Below are 24,308 nucleotides of genomic sequence, written 5' to 3'. Positions count from 1 at the left end.
TTCTCCGAAAGGGTTGAAGTGCCCAGCGAAACCGGGCTCTGCTCGCCCCCGCACACAGGGGCTGTCTGTCCGAGCCGGGCGATAAACCGCTGCGCTCTAATTGTAAGGTTAGTCCTGCCCAGTGAGGCGCTTATAAGCCTCTACCGCGGCAGTTTTCTCTGCGGCGCGGCGACTATTGGCCTCGCCGCGAACCGGCTGGGCCAAACCACTAACCCGGCATTCTACGATAAAGTGCTGGGCGTGCTCAGCACCGGACACATCCACGACTGAATACTCAGGCAGTGGCTTTTTACGGGCCTGGAGCCATTCCTGCAAGCGGGTTTTGGGGTCTTTCACCGTCTCCAGTGACAGCTCCTGCAGCCGTGGTGCAAACCATGCCAGTACTCTAGCGCGCGCTGCCTCCAGACCGGCATCAAGGTAGATAGCACCGATCAGGGCCTCCACCGCATCAGCCAGGATAGAGGCACGACGAAAGCCGCCGCTTTTCATCTCACCCTCGCCCAGGCGCAAGCAGTCGCCAATATCCAGCTCTCGCGCCAGCTTGGCCAGGGTTTCACCACTGACCAGTTGCGCGCGCAAACGGCTCAGCTGGCCCTCGCGACCCTGGGGAAATTGCTCATAGAGTGCGGCACCAATAGTAAAGCCGAGAATGGAATCGCCGAGAAATTCCAAACGCTCGTTGTTACGGCTGCCGTGGGATCGGTGTGTAAGCGCCAACTCCAAAAGAGTGCTTTGTTCAAAATTGTGGCCAAGGCGCTGGCAGAGGCGCTCCAGTAAAAGGTCAGTCACGTTTGCGGAATTGCTCCAGATCTATCGAAGGATCACAACAAAGCTCAGGCTTGGCCGTATTGAGCTGTTTGTTAAATTTCATCACGACATCCACGTTATAAATCAGCGGCTGGCGCAACTCGTAATTAATACTGACCACAGTACTTTTCGCCCCACGCACCACCTGCAATGCTTTAGTGGGCTCTCCGCGCACATTGTTGATCAGAAAGAAACGGCCCAGCTCTTTCTTGATCTGGCCGGTCGACATATTTTCCAGCTCCGGGTTCTCACCCAGAGTTCTCAGGGCCTCACTCACATAACGCGCATCCACGTAGGCTGGGGCCATTTTAGAAACACAGGTAAGGGCAAAGCCCAACACCGCAATAACCAACAACCAACCCCAGTAACTCATGCCGCGCTGACGCTTTAGTGAAACCCGGATAACACTACTCATTACCTTTGCCCTCAATCCATATCGCCGGCACAACGCCGGCCATTTTCGTTACTGGATAGAGCCTACACGTTTAAAGCTGGGCAAACTGAGCCAGTTGTCCCAGTGCATCCAAATAGCAAAGGCTTTACCCACTACATCACGCTCAGGGACAAAGCCCCATGCACGGCTGTCGAGGCTGTTATCGCGGTTGTCGCCCATCATAAAGTAATGGCCTTCCGGAACTACACCACTAAAGTTACCGTACTGACTGGCAGGGATATTTTTTTGCATTAAATGGCGCTTGCCATAGAGATTTTCCCACAATATTTCCTGTCTCGGATTTACCGGGGGCATCGCCTGAATCAGCTCCTGCGGTGCCAGCTCACCGTTGACATAGAGCACATTGTTTTTCAGCTCAATTTTGTCACCGGGAAGGCCAATAACCCGCTTGATAAAGTAGGTATCATTCATGTGCGGTGGGAAAAACACCATCACGTCGCCGCGCTGAGGCTCGCCGATATCTACTACTTTTTTACGGGAGACCGGCAAGCGCAAGCCGTACTCATACTTATTGACCAGAATAAAATCACCAACCTGAAGGGTTGGGATCATGGAGCCAGAGGGAATCTGGAAAGGCTCGACAATAAAAGAACGCAACACAAAAACGATTGCCAGGATTGGGAAGAACGACTTTGCGTACTCCACAACCACTGGATCCTCTTGCTTGCCCCCGCCTTCTTTTTTGCGGCGACGGGCAAAAAACAGGCTGTCTACCAGCCAGATACCGCCACTGATAACGACTAACCAGAGCAGAATCAGAGGTAAATTAATATCCATTATGTATCTCTATTTTCCTTGAAGCCAATAGCGGGCCTAGCCGCTATTGATCCACCTTCAGCACGGCCAGGAAGGCCTCTTGTGGCACTTCCACTCGACCGAGCTGTTTCATACGGCGCTTACCCGCTTTCTGCTTTTCAAGCAGTTTTTTCTTACGGGTGACATCGCCACCATAACATTTTGCAGTCACATTCTTGCGCAGAGCCTTTACGGTGGTACGGGCCACCACTTGGCCACCAATAGCCGCCTGAATTGCCACATCGAACATCTGCCGGGGAATCAATTCTTTCATTTTTTCCGCCATGGCACGCCCCTTCTGCTGGGCATTCTCCCGGTGCACGATCAGCGCCAGGGCATCGACTCGATCCCCGTTAATGAGGATATCCAGACGCACCAGTTTTGCCGCTTCGAAGCGTACAAAGCTGTAATCCAGGGAAGCAAAGCCACGGCTCACCGACTTGAGGCGGTCGAAGAAATCCATCACCACTTCACTCATGGGCAGCTCATAGCGCAGGGATACCTGGGAGCCCACGTACTGCATATCTTTCTGAATACCGCGCTTCTCCACGCAGAGAGTAATCACGTTGCCCAGATATTCCTGCGGTACCAGGATATTCACCTCGGCAATAGGCTCACGCATCTCCTCAATGTTACCCACATCCGGCAGGCGCGATGGGTTATCCACCATCACCACTTCGCCGTCGGTCTGCTCAACCTCATACACCACAGTTGGCGCGGTGGTGATCAAGTCGAGATCATACTCGCGCTCCAAACGCTCCTGGATAATCTCCATGTGCAGCATACCGAGGAAGCCGCAGCGGAAACCAAAGCCGAGCGCATCAGAGGTCTCAGGCTCATAGAACAAAGAGGCATCGTTAAGAGAAAGCTTCTCCAACGCATCGCGGAAGCCTTCGTAATCGTCGGAGCTAACCGGGAACAAACCCGCGTAAACCTGTGGTTTGACCTTCTGGAAGCCCGGCAGCATTTCGATTTCATCGGCACCCTTAGCGTGGGTCAGGGTATCGCCCACTGGCGCGCCATGGATATCCTTGATGCCAGCCACAACAAAACCCACTTCACCGGCACGCAGCACACCAGTTTCTTTGCGCTTGGGGGTAAAGATACCGACGTTGTCCACCACATGGGGGCGACCAATCGACTTGGTGACAATCTTGTCTTTGGTTTTCAGGGTGCCCTGCACTACTCGTACCAGGGACACAACGCCCAAATAGCTATCGAACCAGGAGTCGATGATTAGGGCCTGTAGCGGAGCATCCACATCACCCTCGGGTGGTGGAACCTGACGCACCAGATCCTCAAGGACATCCTCTACACCCAGACCGGACTTGGCGCTGCAACGGGTCGCATCAGCTGCATCGATGCCGATGATTTCCTCAATTTCCTCAGCGACTTTATCCGGGTCCGCTTGGGGCAAGTCCATCTTGTTTAGTACCGGGATAACCTCCAGGCCCTGCTCAATCGCCGTATAACAGTTGGCCACTGACTGGGCCTCGACACCTTGTGCGGCATCCACTACCAACAGCGCCCCTTCACAGGCTGCCAGGGAGCGGGATACCTCGTAGGAGAAGTCCACGTGTCCCGGGGTATCGATAAAGTTCAACTGGTAGGTCTTACCATCCCGCGCTTTGTAGTCGAGCGTTACACTCTGCGCCTTGATGGTAATACCGCGCTCGCGCTCCAACTCCATGCTGTCGAGCACCTGGGCTTCCATTTCGCGGTCTGAGAGCCCACCGCAATCCTGAATAAAGCGGTCCGCCAGGGTAGATTTCCCGTGGTCGATATGGGCAATAATGGAGAAATTGCGGATATGTGAGAGATCTGTGGCCACTGCGGAATAAAAACCCTTGAAAAATCAAATGATTAGCTGGCGGAGCTGCCAGCTGTGTGGCGCAAGTCTAACAGAACTCCCGAGCAGAGGTGAGAGGCAGGTGACCCAATGGGCCACCATTTGCCTCTTGTACTTAGCTTTCGATCTTAATTGTGCGGAAAGTTGACTGGCCAGCTCGGAAAAAGCGGATCGGCAACAGCTCATCTTTGGGGAGGTCATCGACCACCGTTTCGTAGTCGCTGATATCAGTCACTTCCTCAAAGCCCAGCTGGGCGATGATATCACCGCTACGCAGACCCGCCTTTGCACCTGGCTTGCCGGGAATAACCTGGCGTACAAGCACGCCAGTATCTACATTCCAGCGCTGCTTCATACCCTCCGGGATTTCCTCGACAACCACACCGAGGGGGCCACCCATTCTGGATGCCGGCTGATTGGACGCCTGGCTGCGCTCTTCATCAGAACCCGGAAGAGAACCGACAACCACTTGTAGCTTTTCGGTTCTGCCCTTGCGCATCAGCTCCACAGGAACCTCGGTGCCGGGGCGAACCTGACCTACTACATGTGGCAGGTCTCCATGTACACCAATCTTGCGACCATCAAAACGGATAATTACATCTCCAGGTTTAATACCGGCCTCAGCCGCAGGAGTACCTGGGCTCACCTGCTCCACTAGCGCACCAGAAGGTTTACCGAGCCCCATGGCTTCAGCCATATCACGATCCACATTGCGGATACCAACGCCGAGCCAGCCGCGATCCACACGACCCTTCTCTTTCAACTGGGCAACCACATCCTGGGCCAGGCTCGCTGGGATAGCGAAAGACAGCCCTATGGATCCGCCGCTACGGGTATAAATCTGGGAATTGATCCCCACTACCCGCCCATCGAGATTAAACAACGGCCCACCGGAGTTGCCAGGGTTGATGGCTACATCGGTCTGAATGAATGGCACATAGTTTTCACGACTCTCATTGGGAATACTGCGCCCCATAGCACTCACGATACCGGCACTGGCGGAGTAGTCGAGGCCGAATGGCGAGCCGATCGCGACCACCCATTCACCCACCTGCAGCTCCTCTGAGTCCCCCCAGCGCACTGCCGACAGGTCATCGGCTTCGATCTTAAGCAGGGCGAGATCCGAGCGCTCATCGGTGCCTATCACCTTCGCCTCGTATTCGCGGCGATCGGTTAGCGTAACTCTCACCTCATCTGCACCATCGACCACATGGTTGTTGGTCACGATATAACCATCTTCAGAAATGATGAAACCTGAGCCCATGCTGGCCACTGGGCGCTGACGACGGCGTGGCTCGATCAGGTGACGGAAAATATCGGGGATTTCCTGCTGATACTGCGGCGAGTTGTTGCCGCGAGCCACCCGGCTGCGATCCACCGTGTTGATCTTAACCACCGCAGGAGAGTTTTCCTCTATCAGTTCGGTAAGTTCTGGCAGTCCGCGCGCACTAGCAGCGCCGGAAACCAAGAGACAGAGTACCAAGAGATATTGTGTACAGCGTTTAACCATAGGTTTGTTACCCCTAGTGTTCCCTTCTAATATGAAACCATTGGAATTTGAATCCCTTCCAGGGCATGCCTCGACGGAATGGCTCCGGCCCCTTTAGGGACATTCAGTAACGATTTAGTGGCTGTATAGCCACGAAAGTTCTGCCGCCTAATGTAAATCTGTGTAAAGGCCAGCGATGTCCAAACTGCGCCCACGCCCACAGCGAGGCCAATTCCACCTCCCCAAAGAACTGTACGGATACAGTGCCCTGGGCGCACCACTTTTTTATTTTCCCGCTCAATCCGGCCACAAACCGGGCCTGGTGATGGCCGGCACCCACGGCGATGAAGTCGCAGCAGTGGTAGCACTCTCTTGTGCACTGCGCTCACTGGCGACGAATCAGCTCAAACACCATGTGATACTGGCGGTAAATCCCGATGGTTGCCAGTTGGGTACCCGCTGCAATGCAAACGGCGTAGACCTGAACCGCAACTTTGCCACAGAGAACTGGGACGGCGGCGGCAATGTTTACCGCTGGAATAGCACAGCAGATGCCCGCGATGTCCAACTCGGTACCGGCAACAGGCCCGCCTCTGAGAGTGAAACCTCCGCGTTATCCCAGTTGATTACTAAACTGGCGCCCCCTTGGACGGTCTCCATCCACGAGCCCCTGGGCTGCGTGGAAGACCCCGACAAAACTACACTGGGAGCCTGGTTGGCCGAAGGTATGCAGCTGCCACTGGTCGAACAGCTAGGCTACCAAACACCGGGTTCTTTCGGTACCTGGTGCGCCGAGCGCGCCCTGCCCTGTATCACCGTGGAGTTTCCACCAATCTCCGCTGATGCAGCCAGTGAAGAATATCTGGATATACTGATCGACCTGATTACTTACGACCAATAAACCCTGCCAGCAGTAAAGCGCAGTGGGGGCTCGGCATCTCTCGCCAGCCAGGTGGGGCCATCCAAATCCAGGTAGCGCGCCTTTGACCCCAGAGGCCAAGCCGCACGTATTGCCCGCGAGGTACACAACATACAACCGAGCATCAGCTCAAAACCCTGCGCGGATGCCTCCTTCGCCAGAGCCTCAGCCTCACGAATCCCCCCGGTCTTATCGAGCTTAATATTGACCATCTCATAGCGCCCCTTCAGGCGCGGCAGGTCAGCTCGGGTATGGCAGCTCTCATCGGCACAGATAGGAAGTGGATGGGGAAATGTGGTGAGAAATTCATCGTCGTCCGCAGGCAAGGGTTGCTCCAGCATGGCAACCCCCAACTCGGCCAACTGCTGACAGCGCTCGATCAGAGTGATGCTCTGCCAGGCTTCATTGGCATCAATCACCAACTGGGCACTGGGCGCAGCGGCACGTACGGCCGCCACCCGCTCACAGACCAGATGATCATCCAGCTTGAGCTTTAATACTTGCACTCCATGGGATACCGCATTGTCCGCGGCCATAGCCATGGCCTCCGGGCTGTCGATCACCAAAGTCTGTACGGTGGGCAGGGAATCGGGGCCGGCAAAGGGCACATTATTGTACTTCGCCTCCCAGTCAGCCAGCGCGCAGTCGAGGCCATTGCGCGCGGCGCCAGCAGGCAATCGCGACGCCAAAGCACTTCGCTTCAAACCGGCAGCCAGCTCGGAAAGCAAGGGTTCCAGCTGCTGCACAACCGATTCAGGGCTTTCGCCATAGCGGGCATAAGGGGTGCACTCTCCAATACCCACGCGGCCTTCCAGCTTTACCTCTACAACGACGACTTCTGCTTCAGTGCGAGCTCCGCGGGAGATAACAAAGGCCGTGCGCAGGGGCCAGCGCTCTATATAGCAGCGGGCCAACATGGAAAGACTCCGATTAAACCTTGGAGTTATCAGTTTAGGTTCAGTTATGAATGCCCGCTGCTGGGCTCTATGCGCAACAGCACCGTGGTAAAAGTGGGATTGGCAGCTTGGCGGCGGCTGTACCAACGCACGCCGAGAGCACCGCCCAGCAGGCCCATTAGCGCGCCTATAACGGCGCCAGCCTCAGCGAAAAGATAGTCCCCCAATAGTGCGACAAGCACCAGGGAAACCAGGGGTAACAAATAAACCAGCAGGGTACTGCTGGTAAGGGCACTCTCAGTAATGCCGATTACGGCGGTATCATTCAGGGAAATTTTATCGGCCGGGTAGCCGTTAAGAACTGCTCTCACTCGCGTGGAAGAAGAAAAAAAGTCACCAAGTAGACCAGTGCCGCAGCCAGACTTGGCCTCACAACCATTGCAGGCGCTACGCTGGATTGTTTCAACCCAGACAGCATCGGACTCTATGGCGACAATACGGCCGCGCTCTTCAAGCACGGCACTCAGCCTTTTTCAGCAATAGAACTGGCTACTCTGCGCGCCGTGGCATCGGGGATTTCCCCAACGACAGTAACGGTATAAGCGACGCCATTGACTTCCATCCGGTCCATATAGGCCACTGTCGCACCGCGTATGGCTCGGCCTTTAAAATCCTTTAGCTCAGGTCCAAGGCGTTGCACAAATACGGTAAATACACCCAACCCATCACTAAAGACCATCATATCCCCATCAGAGAGGGGTTTAACCGATACCACCTTGAAGCCTTCCGGCAGCCAGCGCACTTGCCAGCGACTCTGGGAGGATTCGCAGCTAGTTCGATTATCAACCCGTCGCGCATTATTGGAGACTGCCTCCAGGGCACCATCCTCTACCGGCGACAAGTCTAGCTGTACAAACTGGTAGCGCTCCAACACTCGGCCCTGGGTGCTCACCAACATAGTTTTAAGGGGCAGGCCGGTTTCCCTGTCTAAGCTGACCACCAGCCCGAGCCGGTAGCGATCCCGCGGCCTAGCCTCGATAACTACTGCATCGCGATCGGCAATACGCTCCTCGCCACGCAAAATAAACTGGTAGGCGCGCTGAACTTGCTGCTGTCCCACCGCATTCCATAGGGTAGCCCGAGCACTGGGCGAAACACCGTAGTCACAATTGCTGCTGCTACCGTGGCTAATCAATTCTCGCGGCTCGCCACTGAGGTAGCGCACACGCTCTACCTGTTCTCCGTCGCGGACCGCGTGTACCACCTGCAGGGTTTCAAGCATGCCGGCGTGCTCAAAGGTGACCAGCCCGCTGTATTCCAGCTCGGCAACCGCCTTGGCAAGCTTGGCCAGCCACTGCTCTACCTCATTACCGGCAACCGCTACCGACACAGCACCAGGACTGGCCAGAGCTTCTGCAGAGAGCACTGTGGGGTCGACAGCCGGAGGCTCCGGGTTGGCGGTAGTCAGGGCATCCTGCTCACTGCTCGGGTTTGTCACCTCAGCAGCAGAAGCTGCCGCCTGGGTGCTGGCCATATCGAGGTTTACGATACTCGGCGCACTGGGTTGGATAGCATTATCGGTGCTGGCTGTCTCCTGAGCGATCGCCAGTGGCGCCAGCAGTGAGGTGGCCAGTAAGAGGTTACTGGCCCTGCGAATTCCAATACGGATAAGACTCCCCCTGAAAACGGCTTTCGTCACGCTACATACCAACTTGTTCGCCGTAGGTCGCGCGGGCAAAAGGCACCATGCCCTGGCTGCCGACATGCGCGGCCTGTTCTGAGTGTTGCATCATTACGCGGTTCAGATGGCGCATCAGCTCCGGCGTAGGCACCTGCTGAATCACCTGCTGGCCAACCACACCGCGCTGCTCGGGTACAAAGCTCGGAGTGGCTGTGCTCACTGAGCGGGTAGATGGTGCCGGCACATAAAAACCGGACGGCTGCGGGGCAGATTGCACTACCGGCTGTGCCGGGCGCTCAACCTCCGCCATCAATTCCACACCCTGGCCCTGCACTGGGCTCTGCTGTGTATCGGTAATCTGTTGAACCCCAAGAATTGCAGCAAATGCTACAGTGGCCGCTACCGCACCGCGTGAAAGCGGACGCCACCAACGGTTATTGATCAACCCATTGGCCGCCACGGCACCACCACTCCCCGTTTGCGACAAGGGCTCTTCGAGATCAATTGCCGCAGAGATGTTCGCAGCGAGACTGCTGTTCACAGGGGCAACCTGTTCGCGGCGCATTACGCTTGCCGCAAGTTGGTAGCGTGACCAGCGCTCACCCAACTCTTCAGAAGCCGAAGAGGCTTTTAACAGCCGCTGCAACTCCAACTCGCTGACTTCGCCATCCATAAGCGCCGAGAGCGACTCGTTGAGACGTTCCTGATGATTCCCGTGGGACATAGGGGTTAACCCTCTTGTGCAATCATTTATTCGGTGCCCACACGCACCATAGTTGGTATGAGATAAGACCGGGCTCTCGGCGGTTGGTTTCCCCAGTTGGGAAAATTTTCCGCAATTTTAACCCCGGTCACCCAGTGTTTCCGGCTCACCGGCCATCACGGCCTGGACTGTCCGGTCAATAGCTTCCCTTGCACGAAAAATTCTCGAACGCACTGTGCCTACCGGGCATCCCATTACCTCGGCGATCTCCTCATAGCTCAGTCCCTCAAGCTCTCTCAGCGTAACCGCTGAACGCAGATCCTCTGGCAGTGCGCGAATGGCGCGATGCACCGCAGATTCAAGCTGGTCACGAAACATCTGGTTCTCAGGTGTTTCGTTATCCCGCAACAGATCGGCACCGGAGTAGAACTCGGCATCCTCAAGATCCACATCGGAAGACGGGGGCCTGCGGCTACGGGAAACCAAATGATTTTTAGCGGTATTAATCGCAATCCGGTACATCCATGTGTAAAAAGCGCTGTCGCCACGGAAATTGGCGAGCGCCCTGTAGGCCTTAATAAAAGCCTCCTGAGTGACATCCTGTACCTCACTGTGGTCCTTGATAAATCTGCTGACCACAGCAACAATTTTGTGTTGATACTTGAGTACTAACAGGTCAAAAGCGCGTTTATCTCCCTTTTGAACCCGCTCCACCAGCTCACGGTCACTCGTTGACGCCTGATGCGCTGTCATCCCCAACTCCCATATCCAGCCACACTGCGGGCACCACAACGATTTACTGAGGGGCTGCCGGCGCAGGCGTTTCTTTTACTGTGTTGAAGACACTGACAATAGGACATAAGTTCCACGTCAAATCGACGAATAATCAGGAGGCGCTATACTACGCGACCCTTAAAGATAAATGAAATCTATGAATGCCCCGGTAAACTACGACGTTCTCGTCATCGGCAGCGGCGCCGCTGGCCTCACCCTGGCCCTGCATCTCTCCGCCAAATACCGCGTAGCTTTGCTTTCCAAGCAACGTCTGCAGGACGGTTCCACCTGGTTCGCCCAGGGGGGCATCGCGGCAGTCTTAGACGATATGGATTCGGTGGAGTCACATATTGCAGACACATTAGACGCGGGTGCCGGACTCTGCCACCCATCGTCTGTCCGCTTCACGGTAGAAGAGAGCACCGCAGCCATTCGCTGGCTGATTGACCAAGGCGTGAGTTTCACCCGCGAGGGCGAGGACTACCACCTGACAAAAGAAGGTGGGCACAGCCATCGCCGTATCATTCACAGCGCCGACGCCACGGGCAAAGCCGTACATAGCACCTTGCTGGTGAAAGTACTCAACAGCCCCAATATTGACTGCTTTGAACATCACGTCGCCATTGATTTAATACGCCAACCAGACCCCGAGAAAGGGCGTTTTCGCTGTGCTGGCGCCTATGTGCTGAATAAAAATACTGAAGAAGTCGAGCTATTGCAGGCCAAGGCGGTGATCCTCGCCACCGGTGGTGCCAGCAAGGCCTATCTGTATACCAGTAATCCAGATGGTGCCAGCGGCGACGGCATTGCCATGGCTTGGCGCGCCGGCTGCCGGGTGGCTAATATGGAATTCAACCAATTCCACCCCACCTGCCTCTACCACCCCAAGGCTAAAGCCCTGCTGGTTACAGAAGCCCTGCGCGGCGAGGGAGCACAGTTGAAACTGCCCGATGGCGGCCGCTTTATGGAACGCTTTGATAAGCGCGGTGAACTAGCCCCCAGGGACATCGTCGCCCGTGCCATTGACCATGAAATGAAACGCCTTGGTGCCGACTGCCTCTATTTGGATATCTCCCACAAAGATTCCACCTTTGTACGTGAGCACTTCCCCACCGTGTATAGCAACTGCCTGAAATACGGCATAGATATCACCAAAGAGCCCATCCCGGTGGTGCCTGCCGCCCACTATACCTGCGGTGGAATTATGGTAGATCAACACGGTTGCACCGACCTGGACCAACTCTATGCCATCGGGGAAACCACTTTTACCGGCCTTCATGGCGCCAATCGCCTAGCTAGTAACTCCCTATTGGAATGCCTGGTATACGCCCGTTCTGCGGCCCTGCATATCGACGAACATCTCGACTCGGTGCAAGCGCCGCGCAAGGCGCCGGAGTGGGACGCCTCGCGAGTTACAGACTCTGATGAAGACGTTGTGATATCCCACAACTGGGATGAGCTGCGGCGCTTTATGTGGGACTACGTGGGAATCGTGCGCACCCGCAAGCGCCTGCTGCGCGCTCAGCACAGAGTAAAACTCCTGCAGCGGGAAATTCGCGAGTTTTATGCCAATTACCGCATCACGAATGATCTAGTGGAACTACGCAATCTGGCCTTGGTTTCCGATTTGATCATCCGCTCGGCTCTGGACCGCCGCGAGAGTCGGGGCCTGCACTACTCTCTCGATTATCCAGATCTCAGAGAGCTGGCCATGGATACGGTGCTGGTACCGGAAAACTACGCCAATCAGAGGCAATTTATCTGAACACAGGGGTATGGGTGGGCAGAGCCCACCCTAGCGCGAATAGCGCAAAGCCACCTGCAATCTGCGCCAGTCGTCCCGATTGAGCGCGTCCCGCGCCAAAACCAAGCAAAGAGAGGCGCCCATCTGATCACGCCCACGGATTACCAGCAACCACTGCCACACTACCAGCTCACCACAAAACTCAAATTCTCGTTCCACTCCACTTTCAGTACGCCAAAACCAGCGGCGGTCTCGGGTTGATAAGATCCCGCTCATCCGCTCCAGACGACGTTTTTCAACAAAGGCATAGAGGCACACAAGCAGCAGTGCCGACCAGAAAAGCCAGGAAGGGAGGTCACTCAACCACAGCAGCAATACCGTCTGCCCTGTGGCAAGCAATAAAAAGAGAAGAAGGAGAGGCGATCGCGCAACCACGCAGCTCAAGCGTGCGCTGCGCTCAAAAATTTGAGACGGCGGTCTACTGCTGTAAACCGGTGTTGTCACGGATGATCTGTACTATGCGCAATAGCTCCGGGTCGGCCGGATCTTCACGGCGCATGAACCAGGCAAATAGATCCTGGTCCTGCTCGTCCATCAGTCGCACATAACGCTGTTGATCTTCGGGCTCCAGGGTCTCGTAGATATTGTCTAGAAACGGCAGCAGCACCAGATCTAACTCCAACATGCCGCGGCGGCTGGCCCAAAACAGGCGGTTGCGATCCATACTTCATTTCCAACCAGATTAAAGTGCGCAGTATACCTGCTAGCTGAGCAAACTTGAAAAGGGGCGCTGTAATCCCCAATTAATGCCACCAAGACAACCGGAGGTGGCAACACTATGGACCAGCAACAGTGGCAGGATTTTCTCAGTAGCGAAGGCGCCATTTGGGAAGGCGGCAGAGCCCACTTCCCCCTTACCAGCAATGATGACCGCCAGGGCTTACATCTTATCGACCTCGGCCCCGTGGGCGCCGTTTCAATAGTAGGCCCCGATAGTCAGAAGTTTCTGCAAGGCCAGCTCACTTGCGACCTTGTAAATCTTCCCGACGGGCACAGCACACTGGGTGCTCACTGCAACCCCAAGGGACGCATGATCAGTGCCTTTAGTGCCCTTAAACTCTCCCAGAGCGAATTTATACTCCGCCTACCCCGCAATCTCGCCCCAATCGCCCAGCAGGCGCTGGCGAAGTATGCCGTATTTTTCAAGGCGGAACTCAGCGACACTAGCGATAACTCCCATTGGCTAGGCCTACAGGGAGAGGATGTTGCGGAGCAGGCGGCACAACTACTGGGCTTCGAGGCCCCTTCTCCAGGCCAGGTAGTGACTTTCAATTTCAGTGGCGAGTGCTGTATCGCCCAATCGGTCAATGAGTTCCAATTGGCTCTGCTTAGCCCCAGCGATAAAACACAACAACTCTGGCAAAAACTCTCTCCCCATAGTGAAGCCACAGGTTACGACCAGTGGCAAAAGGGGCAGATCGAAGCCGGCATCCCCCAGGTTGATGCCACCACTTCTGAGATGTTTATCCCACAGATGACTAACCTGCACCTACTTGGCGGTGTGAGCTTTAAAAAGGGATGTTATACCGGCCAGGAAGTTGTTGCCCGCATGCAGTTCCGTGGCGCCGCCAAGCGTCGCCTATACCGTGCAAAATGTGAGGGTGGTGATCTCCCAGCCAGTGGACTGGAAATTTTTGCCGACGGACAACAAAGCATCGGCAATCTGGTTGAAGCCTGCCACAGCGAAGAAGGCATAGAATTGCTCGCCGTACTAACAATCGCCAAAATTGCCGCCGGCGAAACCTTAAAGTTGAAAGATGGCCGCACTCTGGAGATTCAGGATTTACCCTACGATGCTGATGCCGACCCCTTAGCATAAGGGTAATTAACCGGCTGATTCACTTTTGGCAGATAGACCGGTATACAGTTCATACCGGTCTCAGGCGGAAAACACCTTTCCACACGGCCTTTAGCCAATGTTAATAACCATTGCCTCCATAGACCTGATAATCCACTCAGATATTAGGCAAAATACTCACAAAGTGACATTCCCCGTCGCCACTTTCACATTCAGACCATTAATCAACCAGCACCTACCTAATGCGACCAAAAGCTTTTCACTTAAAACAAGGTAATTACTACTAACCCCATTAAAACACTTTATCTACTTTCCACTAGTCTTACCCTGCTATATCCCATGTAAATACAGGGAAAGGGGTGACTCCATTGAAAGAGATGAATCAAATTATTGTTGCGCTAGAATCCTGCATCGTATTAGCTGGCTTTGCCGCCATCGTAGGCACCCTCCAACCCAAGAAAAACAGGAAGATCACTAAAGGAAGAATTGTTTCCCTTGCGATGATAATTTATATCGGCTTGGTCAACGCACTCCTCGCCGCATTCACCCTAACACTTGCAAATTTTGGGATTAGTGATCAAACCCTATGGTCCACAAGTAGCTTTGCCATGTTCTTGGCCACAACCTTCTCCATAAGTTACTTATGGATAAAAAAGCGTCTAAAAACGGTATCCAGAGCGGCAAAAATTATCTATTTTGCACTCTTTGGGGGCGCTGGGACCATGGCTTTTATCAATCTTTTGAACGCCTTTGGAATCGGCTTTAACAGAGAATATGGGCCTTACTTCCTATCCTTCGTTTTTAACCTATTTGTTGTAGGCTTTGCCTTCTCACGGCTACTTATGCGCCCCCTATGGGAAGTGGTAAGAGAAAACGAACTGCAGCGCGCACGAAAACAACAAATTAATACGCAATAAAGGGCCTAAATCTCATACCACAACATATAAACCGTCGAAACATGTAAAAACTCAACCAAAATAAAAAGTGCCATCAAAGAATAAAACGCCCACGCCTCAATAAAGATTTTGCACTAAAAATTTCGACATTTTCAAAAGAAAACTGAAACCCCAAAAAGACAGCAAGTCACTAAAAAACATAAACTATCCTTTACACACCGATAAATCTCTCACAACATAACATCTCTGCCCAGGGCGCCAGCGGAAGATGGATACACTGCCGGGACAAATTGAACAACTGCTACATATTATCGAAGTATCCATTATTCTGGCGGGCTTTGCCGCTATGGTTGCGACATTTCAGTCAAGAAAGATGGAAAGTATCTCCAGAGGACATGTCGTCTCCCTCGCCATGATTGTCTATATCAGCTTGTGTAGCGCCCTACTTTCTGCATTCTCTCTTGCCCTGTTAAATTTTCATGTCGAGGCACGATATGTCTGGTCTATCAGCAGCAGCATAATGGGAATTGCTACCATGGGTTTTATTGTCTACCTATGGAAAAAAAGACATTTTAAATTTGTTTCTCCCGTAATGAAATTCACCTATTACGGTCTCTTTGCTATAGCTTCCTCCATTGTTATCATAAGCACCCTAAACGCAACCGGGATAATTTTCAAAAGAGGGTTTGGGCCATATTTTCTTGCTTACATATGTAATTTGTTTTTTGTCGGCTTCGCCTTTGCCAGGCTCTTAATGCGACCTTTATGGAAGTCCGTTGAAAAGAAAGAATCCAGCCAGCTTCATAGCGCGCGCCTAAGAAGGCGCCGTTAACCACACAGGGAAGCCTCTGGATAATTCATGAAAAATTATTCTCTAGTAGATCCAAGACCTAAAAAAATCTGCTGCACAGTAAAATCAACCGTCATTCAAAAACCAAAGACCCCATACCTATTTTTCAAATAATAGATACGGGGTCTCTGAAAACTACCCAGCTGTAACTTCAACTATTTACCAGGGCTGTTCTTCACCAAGGTGAATAAATTGACCGTTAGGACCGTCACTATCAATCAAGGCAAGCTCCACAACAGTTCTCGCCCCTTCGGTCACATCCATTGGCGCCGCGCTGGTACCCAAATCGGTTTTAACCCAACCTGGGTGTGCGCTGTTTACCTTAATACCAGTATCTGCAAGACTTTGGCTCAAAGAAACTGTAAACATATTAAGCGCAGCCTTTGACGCATTGTAAGCGAAGGGCTTCACTGCACTCCAACCAGAGTTCTGGTCAGCATTCACAGCTAAAGAACCCAGAATACTACTCACGTTCACGATACGGCCAGCTTTACTCTTCTTTAGCAGTGGCAGAAGATCTTGCGTTAGACCAATTTGAGCGAATACGTTAATATTAAAAGTGGTGTTCAGATCCTCCTGCGAAACTGTTTCACTATTGTTCTGGCCCCACTCCCCCTCAACGATAACACCGGCATTATTCACCAGAATATCCAGCCGACCATATTGCTCCGCAATCTTTTGAGCAGCTCGTGCCCTATCTTCAGCTTTGGTAATATCCAGCTCAATAATATCAATTGGTGCCACCTCACCATTCCAAGTAGCTTGAACGGCCTCCAATTTCGCTTTATCTCGACCAGACAGGATTACTTTGACTCCTTGGTCAGAAAGCTGCTTGGCAGCCTCCAGACCAATTCCTCGATTTGAACCGGTGATCAATGCAATTCGATCGTTAGACATGGTAAATCTCCTGTGAGTTAGGTTGCTTCAAACACAGGAGCATTCTATTATTCGAGAAAATGGAAACAATTGTATAAAAAGAAAATGAATATTCGCGAATTGGAAACAATCAGCCTTAGAACTTTATCTGTTTTTGTCCATGTCTGTAGGACATTAAACCTATCGCTGGCTGCAGATCAGCTGGAACTTCCTAAATCAACGGTTAGTAAGGAGGTTTCAAGACTGGAATCCCACCTAAAAGCCAAACTATTGGATCGTACCACCCGGCGTGTTGCACTGACAGAAGTGGGGGCTATTGCCTATGACCGGGCTCTGCATTTGATAGAAGACTTTAAAACCATGCAAAATGATGTGCTGGTAATGGATCAGCAGGTCCAAGGCTTATTGCGAATCTCAGCCCCGCCAGCCCTGGGTGAATTTCTCTCCAAGAGAGTTTTACCCACTTTTTTGAAGCGCTGGCCAAAAATTACCGTCTCTCTAAACCTCACTTACGACTTTGAAGACCTCTTCTCCCAAGGCATTGACCTCGCGTTTCGTGTTGGCGACATACATGATGAGCGCCTGATTTCCAGAAAGCTTGGCAGTTCAACGCGAATTCTCGTAGCCAGCCCTGAATATCTCACCACACAGGGAAAACCACAGCAGCCCAGCGACCTAATAAGCCATAACTGCCTGAGATTTCAATTTAACCCTGGAGATACCGAGTGGGCGCTAACCTCTAAACAATCGACAATGACTTTGCCCGTTAATGGGAATTTCTTTTGTGCTAATATTTCAGCCCTGAAAAATGCGGCAGTCAATGGGCTGGGAATTGCGCAATTACCAATCAACAATATTATGGAAGAGTTAGGCAAAGGCTCACTCGTTAATATTCTTCCAGACTGGCATGTTCCACCAATGGACATTCATGCCGTTTACCGCCAGGGACTAAATAAACCCAAGAAACTCGCTGCATTGTTAGACTTTCTTACAGAGGAAAAAAATTTATTTAATTGGAGTATCTAGCAGCATGAAGGGAATCCTATACGGTCAACCACCAATCGCCCCTCACCTTTATCGCCACCAGAGTATTCCTTAAGAGTATTTGGGGCTGAATTTTTAACCTTATCTCAAGTAACATTACAATAACAAAAGCCCTTAAAGGGCTCCGCCCAAAATCACAATCCCAATAGGCAAAGTTCTTTGCATTTAGAGCCTCTCAGGAAAACACCCAGAAAGCCTACTCTTCTAACAACAAGCATCGAAATCAACTAAATACCAAGCTCTTAGATTTGACAGGAAGACTCTATTCTTCTCACCTTCTCCACAGTTGGAAAGCCTGTCACCAACCCCCTAACCGTAGATTTTGTGACAGCAAATAAAGATTTATTGTTTTTAAGGTGTCTGACTAACTCTTTTAAAGGTTTCCCCTTCTGGCACAAAGCCTGCACAGCCGAATAAGTCCCATGAGACCATATACCAAAAACTAAGCATATACAGCTATTTTTATGGTAAGGATTTTCTGCAAAAAAGATAAATCCGTAATCTTCGGTGATTGATCCTTTTAATGTATTCGACCTATAAACACTCTCATCAACCTCATCAAAAGCAGATCGACCCAAAAAATCCATCTTGAATTTTGCATCTAACTTCCTGGTAAGCAACAAATCACGACTCACAGCATTTACAGCTGGACCTCCAATGCAAATAAAACTTTCTTGATCACCGACAAAGTTTCTGGAATCATGACAAATTACTTTTTTTCTTGGAAAGGCTTTTTCAATAGCCTCTTTTAGAAGCTGCATCCCAACAGCCTCATCATAAGGCAAAAACAACACATTATCCGGAATCTGGCTTTGCCTACTGGCAAAATCAGAAAAAAGTGTTTTTTGCTTTATTAGAGGAAGCACCACATGAATTTCAGAGTCAGAATCACTAAAAAAATTAGTCCACAAACTTCTAAAAGCACTCGTATCAATTGTTTTCTTTAAAGCCGCCCCCGAACCAATAAAAATTGTAGTGAGAAAGGCTTCCATAAATGGCGCCGAGAGAAAATCCAAAATAGAATCGGCTAAGTCGGTCAGCATTAGCGGCACTGGCTCCCCCCAATTAAGTCGTCAGATTCATAAAGCTTTCACGCAGCACTAGCCATACATATGAGATTAAACTTCTCATAAGCCCTGATAAAAAACTGCAATATTTCAGCCAAAATCATTATAGACAGTTTATAAAAAAGCAGATAACCCCCATCTGTGCGAGAGAGCCCTTCAGGCACTTAAATACACCAACGCAAAGGTTTTACCTTAAACACTGACAAATACTGTTCAACTTAATTGACCTAATATGCCCAGCCTACCCTTAACGATCGCAAGCTGGGTATTTATTTTTAGAAATGATTTTTATCGAAGGGGGGCAGCTATTAGACTTCTACAGCAACTCTTTTTAACTGATTTTCTTCTGGCAGGGCCCATTCAATGGGCTTTTCACCTCGCTGCTGCAACCAATGGTTAGCTTGAGAGAACGGCTTAGTGCCAAAAAAACCACGATGCGCTGAAAGGGGGGATGGGTGAGGGGCGCGTAGTACCAGGTGCTTTTTGCGATCAATAAAACCGCCTTTCTTCTGTGCGTAACTACCCCAGAGTATAAACACTAGACCTTCACGCTGCTCGGCCAGCTTATGGATAGCGGCATCGGTAAACTGCTCCCAACCGCGCCCCTGATGGGCACCAGCTTTACTATCCTCTACAGTGAGGGTGGCATTGAGTAGCAGCACTCCTTGTTCTGCCCAGGGTTGTAGGCAGCCGTGGTGCGCTGGAAGTATTCCCATATCAGAGTGCAATTCTTTGTAAATATTTTGTAACGATGGCGGGACTCGTACGCCGGGCATCACAGAAAAGCATAAACCGTGCGCCTGGCCTATCCCGTGATAGGGGTCCTGCCCCAAAATCACCACTTTCACCTGATCAAATGGGGTGGAGTTGAAAGCGTTAAAGATCTGCCCACCGGGTGGATAGATGCGCTTACCAGCCTCTTTTTCTCCCCGCAGAAACTGACGTAATTCCGCCATATAAGGCTTCTTGAACTCCTCGCTCAGCACATCGTACCAGGAGGGGTGAATCTTAACTTTTTCCGGAACCGGCATTATCAAACCTTCAGAATCTTTTTTACGTACTTTTGCAACTCGGGCACCACAGCCTCTTCAAACCAAGGTCTTTGCCGCAGCCAAAGTGTGTTGCGCGGGCTCGGGTGGGGCAAAGGGAAATACCCTGCGGGCAGGGCATCGCGGTAATGGCGCACATTCTCTGTAATATTGCCATACCAATGCGGCAGGTAGTGTCGCTGGGCGTATTGTCCCACCAACAGCGTGAGTTGCAAGTGAGGTAGCTGTTGCAGCAAGCGCTTATGCCAGGTGACAGCACACTCCGGGCGCGGTGGCAAATCTCCTCCCTTACCTCGCCCCGGATAACAGAAGCCCATGGGAATAATGGCAATCTGGGATTCATCGTAAAAGATATCCCTATCGATCGACAGCCACTCGCGCAGACGATCACCAGAGGGGTCATTCCATGGGATACTGGTGGCATGAACCTTAGTTCCCGGCGCCTGACCAATGATCAACAAACGAGCAGATTCTGCCGCTCGCAGCACCGGATTGGCTCCCAGTGGCAGGTGATCCTCACATAGACGACAAGCGCGTATCTCCTCCAATAAGGTTGGTAACCTCTCGACGACCACCTATTGCGCCCCTTCGGGATAAGCTAGATGTAACAGAAGCGCCCTGCGATCTTGAGGGTCATGTATACGACTGATATTGTCGTTGTCAAATACTATAAAAATGCCCGTATCGCCCACTGCCAACCCATCGCCTTTGCCCCCAGTGCGGGATACTTCATAGCCCAATTCAGAAGAGTTCTCTTGCTCCCAATAATCCAGGCACCATTGCGCCTTCAAGCTAGGTAATTCTCTCCGACATACCGCAGACGCATTGGGCTCCAGAGTAAACAGCGCGCCATCATAATAGGACAAACCCGCCAGGTTCTCTGATTGTCCGCGAAAATTTAGCCCCTCTACAGCCGGCGGTGTAAAAATTTGCACTCCCCCCTTAGGGCCAAGCTTAACTAAAGCACGGGGATCACGCTCTAGCACCATCCAAAAATCATCGCCAACTTTCTGTAAGCCTACGCCTGATAGATTGTACCCCTGCATATAGCCCTGAGCCTTAGCTGTGGTCGACCACATATTTTCCAGCCAACGGCCCTGCCCCTGCATATCAACTTCGGCAATGCGGTTGTAGCGCTCACTCAATAAATATAAATTATTATCTACACAGCTGATTGCTTCAAAATCCATTGCCGCTGCCGGTCGGGTAAGATCCAATAAAAAGTACCATACGTTTGTCGGCCGATCTTTCTTTGGAACATTCAAACCAGAGAGTGTGACAAAGGGCTCCAGCTTGGCATGAACACCCTTTAAAACGATCTGATAAACTTTCTCTGACTTTTTATCTGAAATAGTAAGAAGTCTGCCATCACAAAAAGTTAAACCAGAGAGGCTCAACCCTGCGCTGGCATTTACCCAATAATGCTGTACTTTTTTAGCGGGAATAATGTCAGCAGCCATCGCTGAAGGCACCAACAAACTGATAAAGAAAAATAAAATTCGCTTGATCACGTTTTTTCCAATCCATCGAGAAATGAATGAACTAAAAGGATAATTAGTGATTTGGCGCATTCTTAGATCTTCTAATTCACCGTTTACCTTTCAGAGAAATGGAAAAGTCTCTCTCCATAAAGCCGCTGCCAACATACTCTAGATCGCTAATCACTAGGAAATAGCATAGCCACCATAATACCCATCGACAATTTTTGCGCTACAAGGAGGATAATACGATACCCGATTTAGGAGGCAGACTAAACCCAAGCCAAAAGTTGGCAAATAAAAGGAGAGGAAATGAAAAGAGTTCGACGCCGAGCGCAATAAACGTGACGCCGAAATTTATCGGCATAGTGCCAATAGAGCTGCAATTAATTTGCCATTTCCGGCATTGCAAGGTGTAGCAGTAACGCGCGCTTATCTTCAGGCTCTTGCGCACGGCCAACATTGTTATTGTCCAGCACCACAAAAATGCCCTTCTCGCCCACAGCCAATCCCTCACCTTTTCCATAGCGGGTTTCCTCATAAACACGCTCTGGAGACTCTTCAAGCGAGCGATAATCCAGACACCACTCCGCCCGTAGACTGGGCAATACTCTGCGACAAACTGCGTGCGCATTGCGCTCCAAGGTATAGAGGGCGCCGTTAAAGAAGTCCAGGCCGGCTAAATCCTCAGAGCGATCAGCAAAATTTAAACCCTCTACCTGTGGCAAAGTGAATGCGCTGGCTTCTCCATCTGAATCCAGCTTCAACAGGCCCCTTGGCTCACGCTCCATCGCCACCCAGAAAGTATCGCCAGCTTTTACCAGGCCCTCACTGGAAGCGTTGCTCTTTTGTAAGAAACCTTGAGATTTGGCTTCACCCGACCAGATATGCTCTTGCCAGCGCGCATTCCCCTCTGGGTCCACCACGGCAATGCGATTGTAATGCTCACTAACCAGAAAGATCTGATTCTCACCACAACTAACGCCCTCAAAGTCCAGATCTTCTGCGGGGCGGAAAAACGCTTTAAAGCTCTCCCAGACATTAACAGGCTCGTCACGTTCCGGCACTCCTAGACCACTCAAACGCAAAAAGGACACCAGATCGGCGGAACCTTCGCTGAGCTCTAATGAGTAAACCTCTCTAGAATTCTTATCGGAAACTGCCAGCAACTTGCCAGCACAAAAGCTTAGGCCAGAAATATCCAGACCTTCGCTATTATCCACCCAATAGCTGGCTTGCAGCTTGGCGGGGGAAATTTCCACTGCCGCCAGCAAGGGGGAGAACAGCACGATAGCAATGCCAGAGAGATAATTTTTGATCACTGTGTAGCCATTTAATCGCGGAAGTTATTAAATTGCAGTGGCTGTTCCAGTTCCTTACCACGAAGTAAGGCAATTACCTGTTGCAGATCATCGCGCTTTTTCCCGGTAACCCGCACCTGTTCACCCTGAATAGCCGCTTGCACCTTGAGCTTTTCATCTTTGATCAGCTTAACGATTTTTTTTGACAATTCTTTGTCCAGGCCATTCTTTAGGGTCACTCCCACTTTAACCAGCTTACCAGACTGCTCTTTTTCACCTACATCCATAGCCAGCGGATCGATATCACACTTAATCAGGGCACCACGCAGCATATCCACCATTTGGTCTACTTGCATATCCACCTCGGCACGGACCACCAGAGAGAAATCGCTCATCTCCACTTCCGCATCCACGCCTTTAAAGTCAAAGCGATTGGTAACAGTGCGGTTTACCTGATCCACTGCGTTAGTCAGCTGGTGCTTGTCGACTTCAGATACAATGTCAAAAGAAGGCATTAAATTCTCGGCTCCTATTTCCAGATTTGCGGAGTAATCTCCGTATTGTGATCGTTATCGGCCAACCAAATATGGCCGTCTTGAATGGTGATACTGAAATCCATATTGCGCTCAACCATCTGCGCCAATTGCTCAGTCGTGTCCGCAGCGAGATGGAAAATTCTAAGGTTGTCAAAACGTTCGAGCTGACTCTCCAGCTTTTGCCACCAGATCGGTGCGGCACGACGCCCGTAACTGTATACTAAAACCCGCCCGGCACGGTTACAGGCCTTGCGCAAGCGCTCCTCGGCTGGAAGACCCACTTCTATCCATAGGTCGATTTCTCCACTGAGGCTCTTTTGCCATAAATCCGCCTCCTCATCAGATGAGAGGCCTCGGGTAAACTCCAATAAATCGGATGCATTGTGTGCAAACGCCAATAAGCGCACCATCATACGCTCATCTGTTTCTGAAGGGTGGCGCGCCAAGGTCAGCTGGTGTTCCGCGTAGTAGTCACGGTCCATATCGGCTATTTGCACCTTGGCTTTGAAAATTGTTGCTTTTAGTGCCATTTCGGCTCCATCTCTACGCCACCTTCAGCACTACAACTGAGGCGGACTATTCTTGGTTGGTTTACGGAAGAATAAGGATATTCCGCATGACCTCTGCTACCGGCAACAGCCTGCCAATTTGGCGCTGCACCATGCTGTGTCTGATGGCAAGTCTCATCAGTGGCTGCGGCGTAAACAATATCCCCACCTATGACGAACAGGTAAAAGCCGCCTGGGCTCAGGTGGAAAACCAGTACCAGCGTCGCGCAGACCTAGTGCCTAACCTGGTGAAAACCGTTCAAGCCTATGCCGGGCATGAGCGGGAAACCCTTCAGGCCGTAACCGAGGCGCGCGCCAAGGTGAACTCACTTCAGCTGGACAGCAACCTGCTCAACGATCCGGTTAAATTACAACAGTTCGAAGCCGCACAGGCACAACTATCCAGCGCCTTGTCACGGCTGCTGCTTGTGGTCGAGCGCTACCCCAACCTCAAAGCCAATCAAAACTTTCTCAGCTTGCAATCCCAGCTAGAAGGCACCGAAAACCGCATCAGTGTCTCGCGCCGGGATTATATCCAGGCAGTGCAGCGCTACAACCGTGAGATTCGCACTTTTCCCGGTCGTATTTGGCACGCACTCCTATATCGAGATATGTCTTTGAGGGAGACCTTCCAGGCCACCAGCGAAGAGGCAGAGAAGGCTCCGGAAGTCAATTTCCAGTAGGCCGCCGGGAA

At 51.6% G+C, this 24,308-nt stretch carries 27 protein-coding genes; 7 read left to right on the top strand and 20 right to left on the bottom strand.

Features of this window, described 5'->3' with window-relative positions; all coding sequences use genetic code 11:
- Positions 1-108: 108 nt before the first annotated feature.
- The 5 genes from rnc to ACJJI0_RS00630 form a co-directional block, all read right to left on the bottom strand.
- A complete protein-coding gene (gene rnc, locus ACJJI0_RS00650) occupies positions 109-789 on the bottom strand; it encodes a ribonuclease III (protein ID WP_444884223.1) in 681 nt (226 codons plus the stop codon).
- Entirely contained in the window at positions 782-1,222 is a 441-nt protein-coding gene (locus tag ACJJI0_RS00645) for a DUF4845 domain-containing protein (RefSeq protein WP_444884222.1), read from the bottom strand. The genes rnc and ACJJI0_RS00645 overlap by 8 nt, the downstream gene beginning before the upstream one ends.
- A gap of 48 nt (positions 1,223-1,270) precedes the next feature.
- Positions 1,271-2,038 (bottom strand): signal peptidase I, encoded by a 768-nt coding sequence (lepB, locus tag ACJJI0_RS00640; RefSeq protein WP_252082555.1) that lies wholly within the window; start codon positions 2,036-2,038, stop codon positions 1,271-1,273.
- A gap of 43 nt (positions 2,039-2,081) precedes the next feature.
- Positions 2,082-3,887, bottom strand: a complete 1,806-nt coding sequence (gene lepA, locus ACJJI0_RS00635) for a translation elongation factor 4 (RefSeq protein ID WP_252082557.1) — start codon at positions 3,885-3,887, stop codon at positions 2,082-2,084.
- 133 nt (positions 3,888-4,020) lie between these two features.
- Positions 4,021-5,415, bottom strand: a complete 1,395-nt coding sequence (locus ACJJI0_RS00630; RefSeq protein ID WP_444884221.1) for a Do family serine endopeptidase — start codon at positions 5,413-5,415, stop codon at positions 4,021-4,023.
- A gap of 175 nt (positions 5,416-5,590) precedes the next feature.
- On the opposite strand from ACJJI0_RS00630, the gene mpaA reads away from it, so the two are divergent.
- Positions 5,591-6,295 (top strand): murein tripeptide amidase MpaA, encoded by a 705-nt coding sequence (mpaA, locus tag ACJJI0_RS00625; RefSeq protein WP_252082561.1) that lies wholly within the window; start codon positions 5,591-5,593, stop codon positions 6,293-6,295.
- Here the strand turns inward: mpaA and ycjG are convergent.
- The 5 genes from ycjG to rpoE form a co-directional block, all read right to left on the bottom strand.
- Positions 6,283-7,230 carry an L-Ala-D/L-Glu epimerase gene (gene ycjG, locus ACJJI0_RS00620; protein ID WP_444884220.1) on the bottom strand — a complete coding sequence of 316 codons (948 nt, stop codon included), beginning with the start codon at positions 7,228-7,230 and terminating at the stop codon, positions 6,283-6,285. The two genes, mpaA and ycjG, sit on opposite strands and share 13 nt — an antisense overlap.
- Before the next feature lie 44 nt (positions 7,231-7,274).
- Complete coding sequence (locus ACJJI0_RS00615; protein ID WP_444884219.1) at positions 7,275-7,727, bottom strand: SoxR reducing system RseC family protein; 453 nt, start codon at positions 7,725-7,727, stop codon at positions 7,275-7,277.
- 5 nt (positions 7,728-7,732) lie between these two features.
- Positions 7,733-8,908 (bottom strand): MucB/RseB family sigma factor regulatory protein, encoded by a 1,176-nt coding sequence (locus ACJJI0_RS00610; RefSeq protein WP_444884218.1) that lies wholly within the window; start codon positions 8,906-8,908, stop codon positions 7,733-7,735.
- Between the two features lies 1 nt (position 8,909).
- Positions 8,910-9,614 carry a sigma-E factor negative regulatory protein gene (locus ACJJI0_RS00605; RefSeq protein ID WP_252082571.1) on the bottom strand — a complete coding sequence of 235 codons (705 nt, stop codon included), beginning with the start codon at positions 9,612-9,614 and terminating at the stop codon, positions 8,910-8,912.
- A gap of 117 nt (positions 9,615-9,731) precedes the next feature.
- Positions 9,732-10,346 carry an RNA polymerase sigma factor RpoE gene (gene rpoE, locus ACJJI0_RS00600; RefSeq protein ID WP_226647383.1) on the bottom strand — a complete coding sequence of 205 codons (615 nt, stop codon included), beginning with the start codon at positions 10,344-10,346 and terminating at the stop codon, positions 9,732-9,734.
- Between the two features lie 169 nt (positions 10,347-10,515).
- Between rpoE and nadB the strand changes: the two genes are divergently transcribed.
- Positions 10,516-12,132: an L-aspartate oxidase gene (nadB, locus tag ACJJI0_RS00595; RefSeq protein WP_444884217.1), complete on the top strand. Its 1,617-nt coding sequence runs from the start codon at positions 10,516-10,518 to the stop codon at positions 12,130-12,132.
- Between the two features lie 30 nt (positions 12,133-12,162).
- Here the strand turns inward: nadB and ACJJI0_RS00590 are convergent, their stop codons facing one another.
- Positions 12,163-12,546 carry a protein YgfX gene (locus ACJJI0_RS00590; protein WP_444885899.1) on the bottom strand — a complete coding sequence of 128 codons (384 nt, stop codon included), beginning with the start codon at positions 12,544-12,546 and terminating at the stop codon, positions 12,163-12,165.
- 43 nt (positions 12,547-12,589) lie between these two features.
- A complete protein-coding gene (locus tag ACJJI0_RS00585; RefSeq protein ID WP_252082577.1) occupies positions 12,590-12,835 on the bottom strand; it encodes an FAD assembly factor SdhE in 246 nt (81 codons plus the stop codon).
- Between the two features lie 114 nt (positions 12,836-12,949).
- Between ACJJI0_RS00585 and ygfZ the strand changes: the two genes are divergently transcribed.
- From ygfZ to ACJJI0_RS00570, 3 genes are all read left to right on the top strand, one after another.
- A complete protein-coding gene (gene ygfZ, locus ACJJI0_RS00580) occupies positions 12,950-13,990 on the top strand; it encodes a CAF17-like 4Fe-4S cluster assembly/insertion protein YgfZ (RefSeq protein ID WP_444884216.1) in 1,041 nt (346 codons plus the stop codon).
- Between the two features lie 347 nt (positions 13,991-14,337).
- Positions 14,338-14,886 carry a hypothetical protein gene (locus tag ACJJI0_RS00575; protein WP_444884215.1) on the top strand — a complete coding sequence of 183 codons (549 nt, stop codon included), beginning with the start codon at positions 14,338-14,340 and terminating at the stop codon, positions 14,884-14,886.
- A 247-nt stretch (positions 14,887-15,133) separates the two neighbouring features.
- Positions 15,134-15,697 carry a hypothetical protein gene (locus ACJJI0_RS00570; protein ID WP_444884214.1) on the top strand — a complete coding sequence of 188 codons (564 nt, stop codon included), beginning with the start codon at positions 15,134-15,136 and terminating at the stop codon, positions 15,695-15,697.
- Positions 15,698-15,874: 177 nt separating this feature from the next.
- Here the strand turns inward: ACJJI0_RS00570 and ACJJI0_RS00565 are convergent, their stop codons facing one another.
- Positions 15,875-16,612: an SDR family oxidoreductase gene (locus ACJJI0_RS00565; protein ID WP_444884213.1), complete on the bottom strand. Its 738-nt coding sequence runs from the start codon at positions 16,610-16,612 to the stop codon at positions 15,875-15,877.
- Between the two features lie 69 nt (positions 16,613-16,681).
- Between ACJJI0_RS00565 and ACJJI0_RS00560 the strand changes: the two genes are divergently transcribed.
- Positions 16,682-17,617, top strand: a complete 936-nt coding sequence (locus ACJJI0_RS00560) for a LysR family transcriptional regulator (RefSeq protein WP_444884212.1) — start codon at positions 16,682-16,684, stop codon at positions 17,615-17,617.
- 260 nt (positions 17,618-17,877) lie between these two features.
- Here ACJJI0_RS00560 and ACJJI0_RS00555 read toward each other — a convergent pair whose 3' ends face one another.
- The 7 genes from ACJJI0_RS00555 to ACJJI0_RS00525 all read right to left on the bottom strand — a co-directional run bounded on the left by ACJJI0_RS00555 (position 17,878) and on the right by ACJJI0_RS00525 (position 23,596).
- Positions 17,878-18,678: a hypothetical protein gene (locus tag ACJJI0_RS00555; RefSeq protein ID WP_444884211.1), complete on the bottom strand. Its 801-nt coding sequence runs from the start codon at positions 18,676-18,678 to the stop codon at positions 17,878-17,880.
- A gap of 332 nt (positions 18,679-19,010) precedes the next feature.
- Complete coding sequence (gene ung / locus ACJJI0_RS00550) at positions 19,011-19,733, bottom strand: uracil-DNA glycosylase (RefSeq protein ID WP_444884210.1); 723 nt, start codon at positions 19,731-19,733, stop codon at positions 19,011-19,013.
- A gap of 2 nt (positions 19,734-19,735) precedes the next feature.
- Positions 19,736-20,326 (bottom strand): uracil-DNA glycosylase family protein, encoded by a 591-nt coding sequence (locus ACJJI0_RS00545; RefSeq protein WP_444884209.1) that lies wholly within the window; start codon positions 20,324-20,326, stop codon positions 19,736-19,738.
- Positions 20,327-21,262, bottom strand: a complete 936-nt coding sequence (locus ACJJI0_RS00540; protein ID WP_444884208.1) for a YjiK family protein — start codon at positions 21,260-21,262, stop codon at positions 20,327-20,329.
- A gap of 353 nt (positions 21,263-21,615) precedes the next feature.
- On the bottom strand, positions 21,616-22,551 hold the full coding sequence (locus tag ACJJI0_RS00535; RefSeq protein ID WP_444884207.1) for an esterase-like activity of phytase family protein: 936 nt from the start codon (positions 22,549-22,551) through the stop codon (positions 21,616-21,618).
- 11 nt (positions 22,552-22,562) lie between these two features.
- The gene (locus ACJJI0_RS00530; protein WP_252082598.1) at positions 22,563-23,045 is read right to left on the bottom strand and encodes a YajQ family cyclic di-GMP-binding protein; all 483 of its coding nucleotides are present in this window, start codon (positions 23,043-23,045) and stop codon (positions 22,563-22,565) included.
- Between the two features lie 14 nt (positions 23,046-23,059).
- A complete protein-coding gene (locus ACJJI0_RS00525) occupies positions 23,060-23,596 on the bottom strand; it encodes a YaeQ family protein (protein WP_444884206.1) in 537 nt (178 codons plus the stop codon).
- Positions 23,597-23,682: 86 nt separating this feature from the next.
- On the opposite strand from ACJJI0_RS00525, the gene ACJJI0_RS00520 reads away from it, so the two are divergent.
- Complete coding sequence (locus ACJJI0_RS00520; protein ID WP_444884205.1) at positions 23,683-24,297, top strand: LemA family protein; 615 nt, start codon at positions 23,683-23,685, stop codon at positions 24,295-24,297.
- Positions 24,298-24,308 lie beyond the last annotated feature (11 nt).

Source organism: Microbulbifer mixtoriginis (SeqCode) (assembly GCF_052466695.1).
This window is presented reverse-complemented; position numbering and strand designations above follow the sequence as displayed.

What these genes read in the sequence shown, in the direction of transcription:
- ACJJI0_RS00645 (WP_444884222.1), bottom strand. Translation starts at nt 1,222, where the DNA reads ATGAGTAGTGTTATCCGGGTTTCACTAAAGCGTCAGCGCGGCATGAGT.
- lepB (WP_252082555.1), bottom strand. Translation starts at nt 2,038, where the DNA reads ATGGATATTAATTTACCTCTGATTCTGCTCTGGTTAGTCGTTATCAGT.
- ACJJI0_RS00630 (WP_444884221.1), bottom strand. Translation starts at nt 5,415, where the DNA reads ATGGTTAAACGCTGTACACAATATCTCTTGGTACTCTGTCTCTTGGTT.
- mpaA (WP_252082561.1), top strand. Translation starts at nt 5,591, where the DNA reads ATGTCCAAACTGCGCCCACGCCCACAGCGAGGCCAATTCCACCTCCCC.
- ycjG (WP_444884220.1), bottom strand. Translation starts at nt 7,230, where the DNA reads ATGTTGGCCCGCTGCTATATAGAGCGCTGGCCCCTGCGCACGGCCTTT.
- ACJJI0_RS00605 (WP_252082571.1), bottom strand. Translation starts at nt 9,614, where the DNA reads ATGTCCCACGGGAATCATCAGGAACGTCTCAACGAGTCGCTCTCGGCG.
- rpoE (WP_226647383.1), bottom strand. Translation starts at nt 10,346, where the DNA reads ATGACAGCGCATCAGGCGTCAACGAGTGACCGTGAGCTGGTGGAGCGG.
- nadB (WP_444884217.1), top strand. Translation starts at nt 10,516, where the DNA reads ATGAAATCTATGAATGCCCCGGTAAACTACGACGTTCTCGTCATCGGC.
- ACJJI0_RS00585 (WP_252082577.1), bottom strand. Translation starts at nt 12,835, where the DNA reads ATGGATCGCAACCGCCTGTTTTGGGCCAGCCGCCGCGGCATGTTGGAG.
- ygfZ (WP_444884216.1), top strand. Translation starts at nt 12,950, where the DNA reads ATGGACCAGCAACAGTGGCAGGATTTTCTCAGTAGCGAAGGCGCCATT.
- ACJJI0_RS00570 (WP_444884214.1), top strand. Translation starts at nt 15,134, where the DNA reads ATGGATACACTGCCGGGACAAATTGAACAACTGCTACATATTATCGAA.
- ACJJI0_RS00565 (WP_444884213.1), bottom strand. Translation starts at nt 16,612, where the DNA reads ATGTCTAACGATCGAATTGCATTGATCACCGGTTCAAATCGAGGAATT.
- ACJJI0_RS00555 (WP_444884211.1), bottom strand. Translation starts at nt 18,678, where the DNA reads ATGCTGACCGACTTAGCCGATTCTATTTTGGATTTTCTCTCGGCGCCA.
- ung (WP_444884210.1), bottom strand. Translation starts at nt 19,733, where the DNA reads ATGCCGGTTCCGGAAAAAGTTAAGATTCACCCCTCCTGGTACGATGTG.
- ACJJI0_RS00530 (WP_252082598.1), bottom strand. Translation starts at nt 23,045, where the DNA reads ATGCCTTCTTTTGACATTGTATCTGAAGTCGACAAGCACCAGCTGACT.
- ACJJI0_RS00525 (WP_444884206.1), bottom strand. Translation starts at nt 23,596, where the DNA reads ATGGCACTAAAAGCAACAATTTTCAAAGCCAAGGTGCAAATAGCCGAT.
- ACJJI0_RS00520 (WP_444884205.1), top strand. Translation starts at nt 23,683, where the DNA reads ATGACCTCTGCTACCGGCAACAGCCTGCCAATTTGGCGCTGCACCATG.